Raw genomic sequence first — 14,394 nt, forward strand, 5'->3', positions numbered from 1 at the left:
GGGGGTTGCAACTTTTTACTTATCCGTTAATAACCTTTCCACCATTTAAATGGAGGATTTGACCAGTCATGTATGATGAATCATTACTTGCCAAGTAAACGTAAGCTGGTGCTAGTTCGACTGGTTGTCCTGGACGCTTCATAGGAGTATCAGAACCAAATGAAGAAACTTGGTCTGCCGTGAAGGTAGATGGGATTAACGGTGTCCAAATTGGACCTGGTGCGACGCCGTTTACACGAATTCCTTTTCCTGCTAATGATAAAGCGAGTGAACGAGTGAACGTTGTAATTGCACCTTTTGTTGCAGAATAGTCGATAAGCTGTTCATTTCCTGCATAAGCAGTAATAGAAGTTGTATTAATAATTGTACTACCTTCTTTTAAATGTGGTAGTGCAGCTTTTGTTAAGTAAAAAAAAGAAAAAATATTTGTGCGGAATGTTCTTTCTAACTGTTCACTCGTAATATCTTCTATCCCTTTTTGTGGATGTTGTTCAGCAGCATTATTGACAACGATGTCTAGTTTTCCGAACGTATCAATCGTTTTTGTAACGATGTCTTTACAAATTGATTCATCGCCAATATCACCAGCTATTGTGAGACATTTGCGTCCAGCTTCCTCAACATATTGTTTTGTTTTTTCTGCATCATCATGTTCATTCAAATATGAAATAACAACGTCTGCACCTTCTTTTGCAAAATGAACCGCTACAGCACGTCCAATGCCGCTATCTCCACCCGTAATAATCGCAACTTTATCAGTTAATTTTCCACTGCCTTTGTATGTTTCCGAATAAAATGAAGGGCTAGGGTTCATTAAAGATTCTAGACCGGGTTGTGTATCTTGCTGTTGGGGTGGTAATGTTTGTTTTTGATTATTTGCCAATATGAAAACCTCCTCATAAGTAAATATTTTTAGTATGTAATAAAATAAGAAAAGTATGAGGGGAACATAATATGTAGGAAAAAATGCGGGTGCCTCATTTGTCATGAGTCACCCGCATTTTTATCGTTCATATAGGGAAATTGTAGATAATTGCTCGGTATAAGCTCCAGCGCTTAGCTTCTTGAAGCTATAAGCCAATTTCAGAATAGAAGGACGCCTTCTATAATCGTCTGATGCTTGCCTTAGGCTAATCAAGGCACCTACGCTATTGTTTTAGTTTTAGTATTGTTAGGTTACATCACATTAAAATATCGTGCCTCAGGGTGAGAAACAACCAGTGCTGTAACAGACGCTTCAGGCTCCATCATAAAGCCTTCTGTTAATTGAATGCCAATATCTTCAGGCCTTAATAGGTTAAATAGTTTTTCTTGGTCTTCTAAATCTGGACATGCCGGGTATCCGAACGAATAGCGTTGTCCTTGATATTTAGCTGAAAAGCGCTGATCCATTGTGAAGTCTGGTGCATCAGGGAAGCCCCATCTATCACGTATTAATTGATGGATCCGTTCTGCAAGGCCTTCTGCAAGCTCTAAAGCTAATGCTTGAACAGCATGGCTCTTTAAGTAGTCACCTTGTTCTTTAAAGCCTTGGGCCAGTTCCCGGATTTGACTGCCAGCTGTAACTGCAAACATTGAAATGTAATCAAATTCCCCGCCATTCTTAGGACGAACATAATCAGATATACAACGATATGGCATTTTGTCCTGTCTCGGGAAATCGAATGTTTCTAAAATGTTGTCTGTATTATTTGGATCTAACACAACTAATTTATTACCTTCACTATAGGCAGGATAGAATTGGTAAACAGCTGTAGGTTTAAACCATTGTTTTTCCTTGCCATCCTTCAGTAATGATTGAATTAATTCGACTAGCTCCATTGTCTTTGGATCCTTCTGTTTAATTAATTCTTTAATTTTACCTTTGAGACCTAAGTGGTGGCCAATTAACATTTGTAAATTTACATAAGGAATTACTTGATTTAAATCAATATTTTTAATCATATGTCGTTTTGTATCAACAGGTTGGAAAATAGGTGCTTCACTAATAGTGCTTCGCTTTTCCAGTAGCTCTGTAACAGCACTTGATTGGCTGCGTTTTGGTTTTGTTTCTTCAGCAACTGCTGCTTCGTTTTGCATAAATAATTCTGGACTTGTACGTAATTGGTTTGCAAGTGATAACCCATCCATAGCATCTTTTGCATATACGACAGGACCTTTATATTGTGGTGCGATTTTCATTCGTGTGAACTTACGAGATAAGGCTGCACCACCGACGAGAATTGGTAAATTACAATCGGCATCATGTAAATCCTGAGCTGTAATTACCATCTGTTGAGCAGATTTTACTAATAAACCTGACAAGCCGATTAAGTCAGGATTTTCATCTTTTACTGCTTGGATAAGTGTTTGTGGTGTGACTTTAATACCTAAATCAACAACATTATATCCATTGTTACTTAGAATGATGTCGACGAGATTTTTACCGATATCGTGAACATCACCTTTAACTGTTGCTAAAAGTATTTTTCCTTTACCGTTGTCCTCTTTTTTGTCCATAAATTGTTCTAAGTAGGAGACAGAAGCTTTCATAACTTCCGCACTTTGTAAAACCTCAGCAACAATCAGCTGATTATCATTAAATAGTACCCCAACCTCAGCCATCCCAGCCATTAGTGGACCATTAATAACTGAAAGTGGATCAGGATATTTTTTTAATGCTTCTTCAAGGTCAGGTAGTAGACCTTCTTTAGTACCTTCAACAATATACCTTGCTAGTCGTTCCTCCAAAGACAGGTTTTCTACAGGCTTTTTGTCTTCTTTTTTCCTGCCTCGATAAAATGCGGTAAATGCTGCTAACGATTCATCCGTTGTTTTAAATAATAGCTCTTCGGAAAGCTCGATTTCTTCTTTCGGTATCGAAGCGAAACGTTCGAGCTTTTCCGTATTAACGATCGCATAGTCTAGTCCAGCCTGTGTACAATGGTATAAATAAACGGCATTTAGTACTTCACGTCCAACAGGTGGAAGACCGAAGGAAACGTTACTTACTCCTAATATTGTTAAACATTCAGGAAGATGTTCTTTAATCAATTGAATTCCGCGCACGGTTTCATTAGCAGAACCGATATACTGTTCATCACCAGTTCCTACAGGGAAAACAAGTGGGTCGAAAATAAGGTCGCTTGCTTTTAGTCCATGTTTTTTGACAAGGATATCGTGGGAACGCTTAGCCACTTCAAGCTTCTTCTCGGCAGTTAGCGCCATCCCGACCTCATCAATTGTTCCAACAACTAGTGCACCGCCATACTTTTTAACAAGTGGAACGATGGCGTCAAAGCGCTCTTCACCATCTTCAAGGTTAACAGAATTAATGATTGCTTTCCCTTGCGAATATTTTAAAGCACGTTCAATGACCTTCTCATCAGTAGAATCAATAACAAGTGGAGCTTTCACCTTTTTAACAACTTCTTTGATAAATGCCTCCATATCTTCGAGTTCATCTCGGTCAGGGTCGGCTAGACATATGTCAATGACGTGAGCGCCATTTTTTACTTGAGCTCTTGCAATTTCTGAAGCCTCTTCAATTTTTCCTTCAGCTATCAGACGCTTGAACTTTCTTGAACCGATAACATTTGAACGTTCGCCAACGAAAAGAGGGCGCATGCCATCATCATATAATAATGGTTCAATTCCTGAAACTCTGTGGTTTGTTGAAGATTCTTGTATCGTACGCGGCTTGAGATCCTTAATTGCTTCGGAAATAGCTCGAATATGTTCAGGTGTTGTTCCACAGCAGCCACCAATTAAATTAAGCCAGCCTTGTTCAGCGAAAGCGACGAGTTTCTTTGCAAGTGATTCAGGAGATTCATGATAATTTCCTTCTTCATCAGGTAATCCTGCATTCGGATAACAGCTGACAGCAGTATCAGCTAATCCAGAAAGTGTCCGGATATGGTCTGTCATAAATTCGGGACCTGTCGCACAGTTTAATCCGACAGATAGTGGCTTCATATGTTCTAAAGAAATATAAAATGCTTCAATATCTTGACCTGCTAAAGTCGTTCCCATCGGTTCAATTGTTCCCGATACCATAAGAGGAAGTTCGATGCCGGTATTTTCAAAAGCCTTTTGGATTCCGATAAAGCCTGCCTTTACATTTAACATATCTTGACTTGTTTCAAGTAAAAGTAAATCAGCTCCACCAAGAATTAGCCCTCTTGCTTGCTCTTCGTAGTTATCGACTAAAGTATCAAATGTTGTCCCGCCTGTAACGGACAATGTTTTCGTTGTAGGTCCCATTGCACCAGCAACATATCGTGGTTTATCAGCTGTTGAATATTTTTTTGTCGCTTCCTTCGCGATTTTTGCTGATTCAATGTTTAGCTCAAGTGCTAATGAACCTAAATCATATTCATCCAAGACAAGGCTTGTTGCCCCAAAGGTATTCGTTGAAATAATATCAGAACCAGCCTCTAAATAGGCCTCGTGAATGTCTTGTATTGTTTTTGGTGAAGTAATCGTTAAATATTCATTACAACCTTCATATTCTTCACCACCAAAATCATTTGCAGAAAGATTCGCATCTTGAATCATTGTTCCCATTGCCCCATCAAGGACAAGTATTCGTTTCGTTAGTTCATTTTTAATGCTAGACATGCGTAATCTTCCTTTCAGCTCGTTGTTTTTCCTTTTCATGGATGTAGTTTGTTAGTTCCACTGTAAGGTCATATTGTAAGAATGGTGTAATTAAATAAATACCATTAAATAAGTCAAATGCTGTGTCAATAAGTTCTTTTGCGATTGCAAGACCTTCTAGACGTGCTTGTTCTTTGTCAGAACCAGCTGCTTGCATCTTTTCTCGAATTGAGTCGGACAGCTTAATTCCAGGAATTTCATTATGGATAAATTCAGCATTTCGACTCGACGTTAACGGCATAATTCCAATATATATAGGGGCTTTCAAATCACGTGTTGCTTCATATACATCGACAATTTGTTGAGTTGAGTATAGTGGCTGTGAAATGAAGTAATCTGCTCCACAGGCTATCTTTTTCTCTAGCCGTACTACTGCTCTGTCTAGATGCCTTACATTCGGGTTAAAGGCTGCAGCTACAGAGAAGTTTGTTTTCTCTCCTAATGGTTTACCAGAATAAGAGACGCCCTCGTTAAATTGCTTAATCAAACTGATTAAATCAAATGATGATACATCATAAACAGATGTCGCACCTGGGAAGTCACCAATTTTTGATGGGTCACCTGTAATCGCTAGAACATCAGATAAGCCTAACGAATGTAATCCCATAAGATGTGATTGAAGTCCGATTAAATTACGGTCACGACAAGTAATATGAATTAATGCTCTCGAACCTGTTTTTTCTCTGGCCAGCATACCTGCAGCTAGATTGCTGACACGTGGCGATGCTAGTGAGTTATCAGCAAGTGTTAATGCATCAATACCTGCATCATGTAATGCTTGTGCACCTTCTAAAAATTTGCTCATTCCAAGCTTTTTAGGTGGATCTAGTTCAACGATAACAGATCGCCTTTGCTGAACAATTTCTTGTAGCGGTGGAAGCGTTTGTTCGTGTTGAACTGTTTTGTGTTCCACTTCTACTTTCGGAGTTCTCACAGTCTTTGTTGTAATGGGTGATTGATGTCCGACTGCTTCAGCAATAGCACGAATATGCCTTGGTGTCGTCCCACAGCATCCCCCGATTAATCGGGCACCTTGTTCTCTAAACTTTTGGGCACTTTCTTTGAAGTAGCCTTCATCAGATTCATAAACCAGCTTGCCGTCATTTAATGCTGGCAAACTGCTATTTGGAAATACTGAAAGTGCAGCATGCTTTGGAATCGATACCTCTTCAAGTGATTGAAGCATATGGTACGGTCCTAATCGGCAATTAAGTCCGAGGACATTAGCACCAAGTTCCTCCAATATCATGAAAGCTTCCTGTAGAGGTGTTCCATCCTGTAATACACCTGCTTCATGTAATGAAACGTTAGCGATGATTGGTTTGTCAGTTTCTTTGCGAGCAATTTTTAAAACAGTTGTCATTTCTTCAAGGTCATAGTACGTTTCTAGTAATATACCATCGACGTCCTCATTTAAAAGGACAAATAGCTGTTCGCGGAAATTCCGTTTAAGCTCATCTAGGGAATGGGCACTCTTTTTAAAGGAGCGGACACCTCCGATAGTTCCAAATATATATGGAGTATTTGAAACAGTTTTCGCAGCCTTCCGTGCAATATTCACGGCGTTTTTATTAATATTTCTAATTTCATCCTCTAGGCCGTAGCGAGATAACTTAATGTCGTTCGCACCATATGTATTCGTTTGAATAACATTTGCGCCAGCTTGAATGTATGCTTCATGGACACGTGCAACATCGTCAGGTTTTGAAAGATTTAATTCCTCAAAGCATCGATCAACGCCGTGGGCATAAAGCATTGTTCCCATCGCACCGTCACCTATTAAAATTTTACTCTTTAAGTCTTCTAAAAAGCTCATCTATATAGCCCCCGTTCTATATCAGTTCATTATGTTTTTTTATATAGGCTGTTTTCGTAAACATTGTTGCTTTTACTGAGTTGACGTTTAGGGTTTGTCTCCGCTACAGTACTCGCTTTCCGCGGGGTGGGTGGTGAGCCTCCTCAGCGTAAACGCTTGCGGGGTCTCACCTCTCCCACGCATCCCGCAGGAGTCTCGCACTTACGCTCCAACAAACCCTTAAAAAAGGTTAGTGCAAAAAGCCACAATCTTTTAGAAAAGAGCCTTTATATAAAAGCATTGTTAACTTGGATGTAATGTCCAGACAATGTTTCTTATTCTATAGTCAGTCTGATTATCTATCTGACTTACCTTAAACAAAAAAGCCTTCTTAAGCAGAAGGCTAGATTTTACAAAGCTTCTCCTTATCTTTCAAGCATCAATTTTCATGCTTAGCTGGAATTAGCACCTTGGCAAATGGAAAGTGTGGAATTCCGTTATTGACCGGTTGCTGAAGCTTCATTGGGCCAGTCCCTCGGCTTCTCTTGATAAGATATGAAATTAGGTATTTATTTTAATTGTTTAAAAAGTGTTACAACTAATTTATCTAATATTGCGAAAAATATCAATAGTAAATTAAAAATAAATAAATTCCTATTGGTTTAGATGGAAAAGGTGGTAGAAAAAGTAGACAAACATTAAAAAGGGTCTGACCCCGGGGGGACTGACCCTTTATTGTACTTAACGATAATTTATAAATTGAACATCAATTGGTAAATCTGCTGCCTTTATCGCGGCGATAATTTGTTGGAGATCATCTCTGTTTTTACCTGTTACACGAATTTGATCATCTTGTATTTGCGATTTTACTTTTAAGCCACTATTTTTAATGAGAGTATTTATCGTTTTAGCATTTTCTTTATCAATTCCAGAAACTAATTCAGCACGCTGACGTACAGTTCCACCTGATGCATTTTCGATTTTTTTATAAGAAATGTTTTTGATAGGAACATTTCGTTTAATTAACTTTGAAATGAGTACATCTTTCAGCTGTTCGAGTTTATATTCATCATCAGAAACTAATACAAGCTCTTCCTTTTCTAATGAAATATTGCTTTTACTTCCTTTAAAATCATAGCGGGTAGAAATTTCTTTCATTGCAATGTTTATCGCATTCGTTACTTCTGGCAATTCAATTTTTGATACGATATCAAATGAGCTATCTTTCGCCATAAATATCCTCCATTCCGTATATAATATGGTTAGATTATAGTAAAATAAAACAATAATCACAACTAATAACGTATTTGAAGCATGTCATGATGGAATTAAAGCTTTTTTGCTAGTCAATAACATGGGCATACAAATAAAATTGATTGATTATAAAAGATATGTGATGTTACAAAAGTGTGACATTACTGTTGAAGGGATAGATTTACATGATGGTACCAGGAACACAAGCAAACGTCACAGTAGATGAACAGGTTGACTATGGTTACTTTTTAACGGATGGGCATGAAAGAGTGCTTCTCCATAAGAGTGAAGTAATTGGAGAGATTTCAGTAGGAGACGAAATCGAGGTATTCTTCGGTGTGGATTCTCAAGACCGATTATACGCTACAATGAAAAAGCCCTACATTACAGAAGATACATATGGATGGGTAGAGGTTGTTGATGTTGTTGAAGACATGGGGGCATTCATTGATATCGGGTTAAGTAAGGATGCACTTGTTGCGAAAGACCACTTACCGTTTTTAAAAGAAGTTTGGCCGGAGCGAGGGGACAAGCTCTATTGTACGTTAAAGGTTTCGCGTAATGGTAAATTTTTTGCGAGGCTTGCTACAGAAGAGATTATTCTACCTATGCTGAAAGAGGCAGACAGGTCGTTATTTAACAAAGAAATAACTGGAACAATTTATCGAATGATTGTCGCGGGTTCTTTTATGATTACTGAAGATGGATATAAAGGATTTATTCATTCCTCACAAAGAACTATCGAGCCTAGACTAGGTGAGAAGGTAACAGGAAGAGTGATTGACGTAAAAGAGGATGGTACTGTTAATGTATCGTTGCTACCACGTAAACAGGATGCATTAAGTACTGATGCAGAAAAATTGTATGCCTATATGCAGGAAAGAGGCGGTGCAATGCCATTTACAGATAAAAGTGACCCTGACGATATTAGAGAACGTTTTAACTTAAGTAAGGCAGCCTTTAAACGTGCACTTGGTCATCTTATGAAACAAGGAAGAATATATCAAGAGAATGGGTGGACATATTTTAAGGAACAATAAAATACGAAAAGGACAGTCCCCTTAGATGAGGGACTGTCCCTTTTTTTGTACCCTGTTTTAGTGTCCAGCGCCTAGCTCCTCGAGGTCATAAGTGACAAAAAATTAAAGACAAGAATGTCCTCTTTTTTTGACGCTTATACTAGTGGTGCTGTTCAAAGTGCTTCCATTTTTTTATAAATGGTCAGTTTTCTTTGAGTACTGGTGTTTACCCATTTTTCTATTTTTTTCACGTATCATATTTTTTTCATGGCGTTTAGCATTATTATCTTTTGCTTTTTTATCATTATCACTAGTATGCGGCATGATAAAACTCCTTTCAACAGTGATAGTTTTATCATGCCCGTTGTGTAAAAAAGGTATGTGATGATTTATTGGTCTTCGTTAAGGAAGAAAATAGCAAGTGTCCCAGGACCAGCATGTGCCCCAACAACAGCACCTACATAGTTGATATAAACTTCTTTTGGCGAAAATGCTTCTTCAATCATTGCTTTCATCTCATTAGCTGCATCTATATCATCACCATGACTAATCGCTATCGTTTGATTTTGAAGATTTTTGCCACGTTCTTTCATTAATTCGATAATCCGTTTAAATACTTTCTTTCGGCCACGCAATTTCTCAAGAGGGATTAATTTGCCATCCTCAACATGTAATAACGGTTTTATGTTTAAAAGACCGCCAACGAACGCAGATGCCTTGCTTATTCTTCCACCTCGTGCTAAATATTCTAAATTATCTACAGTGAAAATGTGTTCGATTTTTGGGCAATATTCTCTAACTGCCTTCTCAAGTTCTATAAGTGACTTGTCTTCATTTGCGAGCTTGACTGCATATTTTACTGCAAGTCCATGACCGAGAGAGGCACATTTCGTATCAATAATGGCAAGTTCAAATTGTGGGAATTCTTCGAGTACTTCATTTCGAACCATTTCAGCTGTTTGATAAGTTCCAGACAGCTCTGAGGAAAAAGCTACATATAGGCAAGGAACTCCCTCTTTAGCATGTTCTGTAAAGACATCTTTAAGCATAAGTGGGGATACTTGTGAAGTTTTGACGATAACGCCATTTCGCATTTCATCATAAATTTCCTTCGGTTCAATTTCTTTTTGATCCTGTAATTGCTTTCCGTGTATATCAACACTTAAAGGAAGGAATGAGACTGAATGCTCTTCGAAAAATGATAAAGGCAAATCACAAGCACTATCAGCAATAATTTTTACGTTCAATCGTGACACCTCGTTTTTTATTTAATATTGTAAATAACTATCATGTTAAGGAATCAAGGCTTGTTTAACGAATCCACATGTTCGTTGTGTGTATAAAAGGGTTGTTCCACAATTTTTGTTAATAAAGATATGTAGTAGTTTGAATTTATTAGTTTTAGTTTATCACGATCCGATTAAATTACAATCTTTGTATTCAATTCCGCAAAAAAAGGGAACAACATAGAGTAAATAGATAATAGTAGGAAGGAGTGTGTTAATTGGTAAAGACAGAAGTGAAAAAAGTGATTGTCGTTATTATTGGTGCCTTACTAAATGCAATTGGCTTAAACTTATTTCTAATACCCGCAAATGTATATGCTAGTGGATTTACAGGTATGTCGCAGTTACTATCTAGTGTGATTGAACAATATACGCCATTTTATCTGTCTACAGGTATATTGCTGTTTTTATTAAACATTCCTGTTGCGATTTTAGGGTGGTTAAAAGTAGGCAAGTCTTTTACAGTGTATAGCTTTTTTAGTGTAGCGGTGACAACGGTATTTTTAGGTATAATTCCACTAATGTCGTTGTCAGAAGATATATTGCTTAATGCGGTCTTCGGTGGTGTCCTTTCAGCTGTAGGAGTAGGGATGACGTTGAAATTTGGAGCCTCTACAGGCGGATTAGACATTGTTGCGATGATTTTATCGCGTATGAATGATAAGCCGGTTGGAACATACTTTTTTATCTTAAATGCCTTCATTATTTTAACAGCAGGCATATTATATGGCTGGGAAAAAGCATTATATACACTCGTAACACTGTATGCAACAACAAAAGTAATCGATACAATCCATACGAGTCATGTAAAGCTAACAGCTATGGTCGTAACTAAAAAAGGAGATGAATTGAAGAAGGCAATTCACTCAAGGCTTGTTAGAGGGATTACAACCGTGCCTGCAAAGGGTGGTTTTACAAATGAATCAAAAGATTTGTTAATGATTGTGATTACACGTTATGAATTGTATGATTTAGAAAAAGTAATTAAAGAAGTAGACCCACAAGCATTTACTAATATTATTCAAACGACAGGAATATTTGGCTTTTTTAGAAGGGATTAAAGGAAGTGTTTTATGAGAGGTAAAATTATTATTATTTGCGTATTGGTATGTCTTTTAACTAGCTGTTCTAGTGGAGCGGTTAAAACTCCTGCTCAATCTAGTCGTGATGGTATGACGTTATCCACAAATATTAATTTAGAACAAGTCGATGCTAATATCCGCTTCATCATGACAATTGCCAATCAATCAACTGCAGAACAAAAGTTAGAGTTCACTTCAAGTCAGAAGTATGAAATTGTAGTTAAAAATAGTAATAACGAGGTTGTTTACAAATATTCAGACGGTAAAATGTTCGCTCAAGTACTTGATACTGTCAGTATACAACCGGAAGAAGAAATTATATGGGAAGAAATGTGGACAAATCATCATTTAAGTGAAGGAAAATATTCAGTTGATTTAACAATACTAGCAAAGGACATTGAACTTTCTGATACTAAATCCTTCGTTATTAAAAAGCGTTAATAATCAATGTGGAAGAAAAATAGTGCCTCAACTGGTCAGACCTGTTGAGGCACTATCTATCAAATCTAAGAAAGTGATTCAATTGTTTGCTGAAATTCATTTAACTGAGAACGTTCAGCATTTGTGCTATTTGCATATGCAGATGATAGTGCGTTTTTTGCCTTTGATATGGCTTCTTGCTTATTACCTTGTATTTCTCCATTTGATACTGATTGTGCATAAGCAACCATTTCTCTAGCCTGTTGAAATAATGGATTACCCATATTAGATTTCACCTGCCTGAGAGCTTATTGATTGATTAGCACGACGTTCTTCTGCTTCAGCCAATGTCGTATGGTAAGGGAACCTTTCATCGTGCTTAGAAACTACATCTTTACTTTGTTGGAAAAAGCGTTTCGACTTGTTTCGTTTACCCATTGAAAAAGCCCCCCTTAACGAATGTGAAGTGACGTTTTAGATACGTCATAACTAGTTTGTACGGAAGGGGGCTGAATATGTTTGGCAATATGTTGATTTTCATTAAGAATATGTAATGTTTAAAGGTCTAAAGTTTTTTTCAAGTAGTATGCAATACCATCCTCTTCATTTGTTAACGTTTCTTTATTTGCAACAGCTTTAAGTTTATCGATTGCATTGCCCATCGCAATCCCGTGTCCGGCAAATTGAAGCATTTCAAGATCGTTATCTTCATCTCCAAATGCAATTATGCGTTCTGCAGGTATTTTGTAATAATCGGCGACCTTTTTTAAGCCTACAGCTTTATTCATTCCAGCTTTTATTATTTCAATCACATGCCATGGAGCAGCCCATCTTCTATGGTCGACGACGTTTGCATGTACATCTGATAAGTATTCTCTTATTTTCTCGACTTCTTCCTCAGCAGCATGAATAAGGATGCTTGTCACATCATCGCGAAGATTTTCCCTTAAATCTCCAATTTTTACGGTTGGGTTCCCCATACTGAAAATGTCCAATAACTTCTCATCATGATAATGAAAATATACATCATCAATAATTTCTGCTAACACATTGTGTAGTTGATGTTTCTCAGCCACATCAATAATATCTTTCACAACGTCTAACTCGAGTGTAGTGTGGTACGTCCCCCACGAATCATCTTTAGGATGGTGAACATAGGCTCCGTTAAAATTAATAATCGGACTAGTTAATTGTAGTTCATCATAGTAAAGGGAACTTGAACGGAATGGTCTGCCGGTTGCAATACATACGATATGTCCTGCAGCTTTTGCTTTTTCAATGATTTCTTTTGAATAAGAAGAGATTGTTTTATCGTCTTTTAATAACGTTCCGTCTAAATCCAATGCGATTAAGAATGGGTTTGTACTCATAATGTCTCCTTTTATTCTTATTTAGGAAGCCTGGTCATTTTTCATTAAGTCTATTTGCGTCTGATACTATTAAACGTAACAGTTTTCTGTGGATTCGGGGATTATAAGCAAAAGTGTGCCGAGATGGTAATCCACTCGCGAATTTTGTTATGACGTTCCACAATTTAGCATAGGGTTAACGCATAAAAATAACCTAATTACTTTCCTACCTTATAGTGTATCTTATTTCCAAGTCAATGTGTCTACATGTTACAATGAATATGTTTCATAATAGATTGGAGGCGCGTTAAGGTTGGTTATAGTTGAGAAGCTGCATATTGATAATATTCCATTATTACATGTTGTCAATCAAGAATATAAAGAGAAAAAAACCCCTTTTGTTATATTTGTACATGGTTTTACAAGTGCTAAGGAAAATAATTTACATTATGCTTATTTTCTTGCTGAAAAAGGATTTCGGGTCGTTTTACCAGAAGCACTTTTTCATGGTGAAAGAAGTGACACTGACGAAGTTACTGATTTAAGCTTAAAGTTTTGGCAAATTGTCATAAATGAAATTAACGAGTTAGAGATAATAAAAAACTATTTTGAAGAGAATAATCTAATAAATAGTGAGCAAATTGGTGTTGCCGGTACATCAATGGGAGGAATTACGACTTTAGGTGCATTAACGCAATATGAATGGATTAAAGCAGCCGTTAGCCTTATGGGAAGTCCTTGCTATACAGCCTTCTTAACACGTCAACTACAGGCATTAAAACAAAATGGAGTTAAGTTACCTCTGACAGAGCAAGATATCGAAACGCAAAAGTCTAAGCTTGCAAAGTTTGACTTAAGTTTACATAAAGATAAGCTTGCAAAACGTCCACTATTGTTTTGGCATGGTGAGCGTGACCAAGTAGTTCCATTCGGTCCAACATATCAATTTTATAAAGAAATTATCCCGATGTATGCGGATCATCCTGAACGATTAAAGTTTATTGCAGACGCTAAAGCTGATCATAAAGTTTCTCAAGAGGGTGTACAAGCACTAGTCAATTGGTTTGACCGTTACTTAAGATGATTTTATTCTATTGTATGATACTTGAATTGTATCATATGATAAGAACATATTACTTTCATCTAATCCATGTCTTTACTATACTTAAATTAGAGTGACCTACGAAAGGAGTGATTCATACAATGGATGAATTACTAAAGGAAAATATATACGGAGCATTGGAAACAGTTGTTGACCCAGAGCTAGGCGTTGATATCGTGAACCTCGGACTAGTTTATGATGTAACAATGGATGATAATGGTCTTACTGAAGTAACGATGACATTAACATCGATGGGATGCCCGCTTGCAGGAACAATCGTTGAACAAGTTAAGCTTGCATTAGACGATATTCCTGAAGTGAAAGAAGTTGAAGTGAATATTGTTTGGAATCCACCATGGACGAAAGATAAAATGTCTCGTTACGCTAAAATCGCTCTCGGGATAAGATAATGAAAAGGTTTGATTAATACACATTCGCTGTATTGGTCA

General features: G+C 37.2%; 14 protein-coding genes and 1 riboswitch. Of the genes, 5 read left to right on the forward strand and 9 right to left on the reverse strand.

Annotated features, from left to right (window positions below):
• Positions 1–19: 19 nt before the first annotated feature.
• The 4 genes from J2S19_RS16680 to J2S19_RS16695 all read right to left on the reverse strand — a co-directional run bounded on the left by J2S19_RS16680 (position 20) and on the right by J2S19_RS16695 (position 7,666).
• Positions 20–883, reverse strand: a complete 864-nt coding sequence (locus J2S19_RS16680) for an SDR family oxidoreductase (protein ID WP_307344274.1) — start codon at positions 881–883, stop codon at positions 20–22.
• Positions 884–1,176: 293 nt separating this feature from the next.
• Positions 1,177–4,599, reverse strand: coding sequence for a methionine synthase (gene metH / locus J2S19_RS16685; RefSeq protein WP_307344275.1), 3,423 nt, complete (start codon positions 4,597–4,599; stop codon positions 1,177–1,179).
• Positions 4,592–6,454, reverse strand: a complete 1,863-nt coding sequence (locus J2S19_RS16690; protein ID WP_307344276.1) for a bifunctional homocysteine S-methyltransferase/methylenetetrahydrofolate reductase — start codon at positions 6,452–6,454, stop codon at positions 4,592–4,594. Before J2S19_RS16690 ends, metH begins: the two co-directional genes overlap by 8 nt.
• 401 nt (positions 6,455–6,855) lie before the next feature.
• Positions 6,856–6,988: riboswitch (SAM riboswitch) on the reverse strand.
• Positions 6,989–7,174: 186 nt separating this feature from the next.
• Positions 7,175–7,666, reverse strand: a complete 492-nt coding sequence (locus J2S19_RS16695; protein ID WP_307344277.1) for a YajQ family cyclic di-GMP-binding protein — start codon at positions 7,664–7,666, stop codon at positions 7,175–7,177.
• A 209-nt stretch (positions 7,667–7,875) separates the two neighbouring features.
• On the opposite strand from J2S19_RS16695, the gene J2S19_RS16700 reads away from it, so the two are divergent.
• Positions 7,876–8,727 carry a CvfB family protein gene (locus tag J2S19_RS16700; RefSeq protein ID WP_307344305.1) on the forward strand — a complete coding sequence of 284 codons (852 nt, stop codon included), beginning with the start codon at positions 7,876–7,878 and terminating at the stop codon, positions 8,725–8,727.
• Between the two features lie 171 nt (positions 8,728–8,898).
• Here the strand turns inward: J2S19_RS16700 and J2S19_RS16705 are convergent, their stop codons facing one another.
• Positions 8,899–9,030 (reverse strand): DUF3941 domain-containing protein, encoded by a 132-nt coding sequence (locus J2S19_RS16705; protein WP_307344278.1) that lies wholly within the window; start codon positions 9,028–9,030, stop codon positions 8,899–8,901.
• 65 nt (positions 9,031–9,095) lie between these two features.
• Positions 9,096–9,953: a DegV family protein gene (locus J2S19_RS16710; protein WP_307344279.1), complete on the reverse strand. Its 858-nt coding sequence runs from the start codon at positions 9,951–9,953 to the stop codon at positions 9,096–9,098.
• A 257-nt stretch (positions 9,954–10,210) separates the two neighbouring features.
• Here J2S19_RS16710 and J2S19_RS16715 point away from each other — a divergent pair, with 257 nt between their 5' ends.
• Positions 10,211–11,053 carry a YitT family protein gene (locus J2S19_RS16715; protein ID WP_307344280.1) on the forward strand — a complete coding sequence of 281 codons (843 nt, stop codon included), beginning with the start codon at positions 10,211–10,213 and terminating at the stop codon, positions 11,051–11,053.
• A gap of 12 nt (positions 11,054–11,065) precedes the next feature.
• Entirely contained in the window at positions 11,066–11,515 is a 450-nt protein-coding gene (locus J2S19_RS16720) for a BsuPI-related putative proteinase inhibitor (RefSeq protein ID WP_307344281.1), read from the forward strand.
• Between the two features lie 65 nt (positions 11,516–11,580).
• On the opposite strand, the gene J2S19_RS16725 is transcribed toward J2S19_RS16720, so the two are convergent.
• The 3 genes from J2S19_RS16725 to J2S19_RS16735 all read right to left on the reverse strand — a co-directional run bounded on the left by J2S19_RS16725 (position 11,581) and on the right by J2S19_RS16735 (position 12,864).
• Complete coding sequence (locus tag J2S19_RS16725) at positions 11,581–11,778, reverse strand: DUF3813 domain-containing protein (RefSeq protein WP_307344282.1); 198 nt, start codon at positions 11,776–11,778, stop codon at positions 11,581–11,583.
• A 1-nt stretch (position 11,779) separates the two neighbouring features.
• Positions 11,780–11,932, reverse strand: coding sequence for a hypothetical protein (locus tag J2S19_RS16730; RefSeq protein ID WP_307344283.1), 153 nt, complete (start codon positions 11,930–11,932; stop codon positions 11,780–11,782).
• A gap of 119 nt (positions 11,933–12,051) precedes the next feature.
• Complete coding sequence (locus J2S19_RS16735) at positions 12,052–12,864, reverse strand: Cof-type HAD-IIB family hydrolase (RefSeq protein WP_307344284.1); 813 nt, start codon at positions 12,862–12,864, stop codon at positions 12,052–12,054.
• A 292-nt stretch (positions 12,865–13,156) separates the two neighbouring features.
• Between J2S19_RS16735 and J2S19_RS16740 the strand changes: the two genes are divergently transcribed.
• Together J2S19_RS16740 and J2S19_RS16745 are read left to right on the forward strand one after the other, a co-directional pair.
• Positions 13,157–13,927, forward strand: coding sequence for a prolyl oligopeptidase family serine peptidase (locus tag J2S19_RS16740; RefSeq protein ID WP_307344285.1), 771 nt, complete (start codon positions 13,157–13,159; stop codon positions 13,925–13,927).
• Between the two features lie 119 nt (positions 13,928–14,046).
• Positions 14,047–14,355, forward strand: coding sequence for a metal-sulfur cluster assembly factor (locus J2S19_RS16745; protein ID WP_307344286.1), 309 nt, complete (start codon positions 14,047–14,049; stop codon positions 14,353–14,355).
• Positions 14,356–14,394 lie beyond the last annotated feature (39 nt).

The sequence above is a fragment of the Metabacillus malikii genome, from assembly GCF_030813355.1.
In the GTDB taxonomy this organism is placed as follows: domain Bacteria; phylum Bacillota; class Bacilli; order Bacillales; family Bacillaceae; genus Metabacillus; species Metabacillus malikii.

Excerpts from the sequence above, each read along its gene's own strand:
- J2S19_RS16725 (WP_307344282.1), bottom strand. The coding sequence starts at position 11,778 with ATGGGTAATCCATTATTTCAACAGGCTAGAGAAATGGTTGCTTATGCA.
- J2S19_RS16690 (WP_307344276.1), bottom strand. The coding sequence starts at position 6,454 with ATGAGCTTTTTAGAAGACTTAAAGAGTAAAATTTTAATAGGTGACGGT.
- metH (WP_307344275.1), bottom strand. The coding sequence starts at position 4,599 with ATGTCTAGCATTAAAAATGAACTAACGAAACGAATACTTGTCCTTGAT.
- J2S19_RS16735 (WP_307344284.1), bottom strand. The coding sequence starts at position 12,864 with ATGAGTACAAACCCATTCTTAATCGCATTGGATTTAGACGGAACGTTA.
- J2S19_RS16695 (WP_307344277.1), bottom strand. The coding sequence starts at position 7,666 with ATGGCGAAAGATAGCTCATTTGATATCGTATCAAAAATTGAATTGCCA.
- J2S19_RS16700 (WP_307344305.1), top strand. The coding sequence starts at position 7,876 with ATGGTACCAGGAACACAAGCAAACGTCACAGTAGATGAACAGGTTGAC.
- J2S19_RS16705 (WP_307344278.1), bottom strand. The coding sequence starts at position 9,030 with ATGCCGCATACTAGTGATAATGATAAAAAAGCAAAAGATAATAATGCT.
- J2S19_RS16730 (WP_307344283.1), bottom strand. The coding sequence starts at position 11,932 with ATGGGTAAACGAAACAAGTCGAAACGCTTTTTCCAACAAAGTAAAGAT.
- J2S19_RS16745 (WP_307344286.1), top strand. The coding sequence starts at position 14,047 with ATGGATGAATTACTAAAGGAAAATATATACGGAGCATTGGAAACAGTT.
- J2S19_RS16720 (WP_307344281.1), top strand. The coding sequence starts at position 11,066 with ATGAGAGGTAAAATTATTATTATTTGCGTATTGGTATGTCTTTTAACT.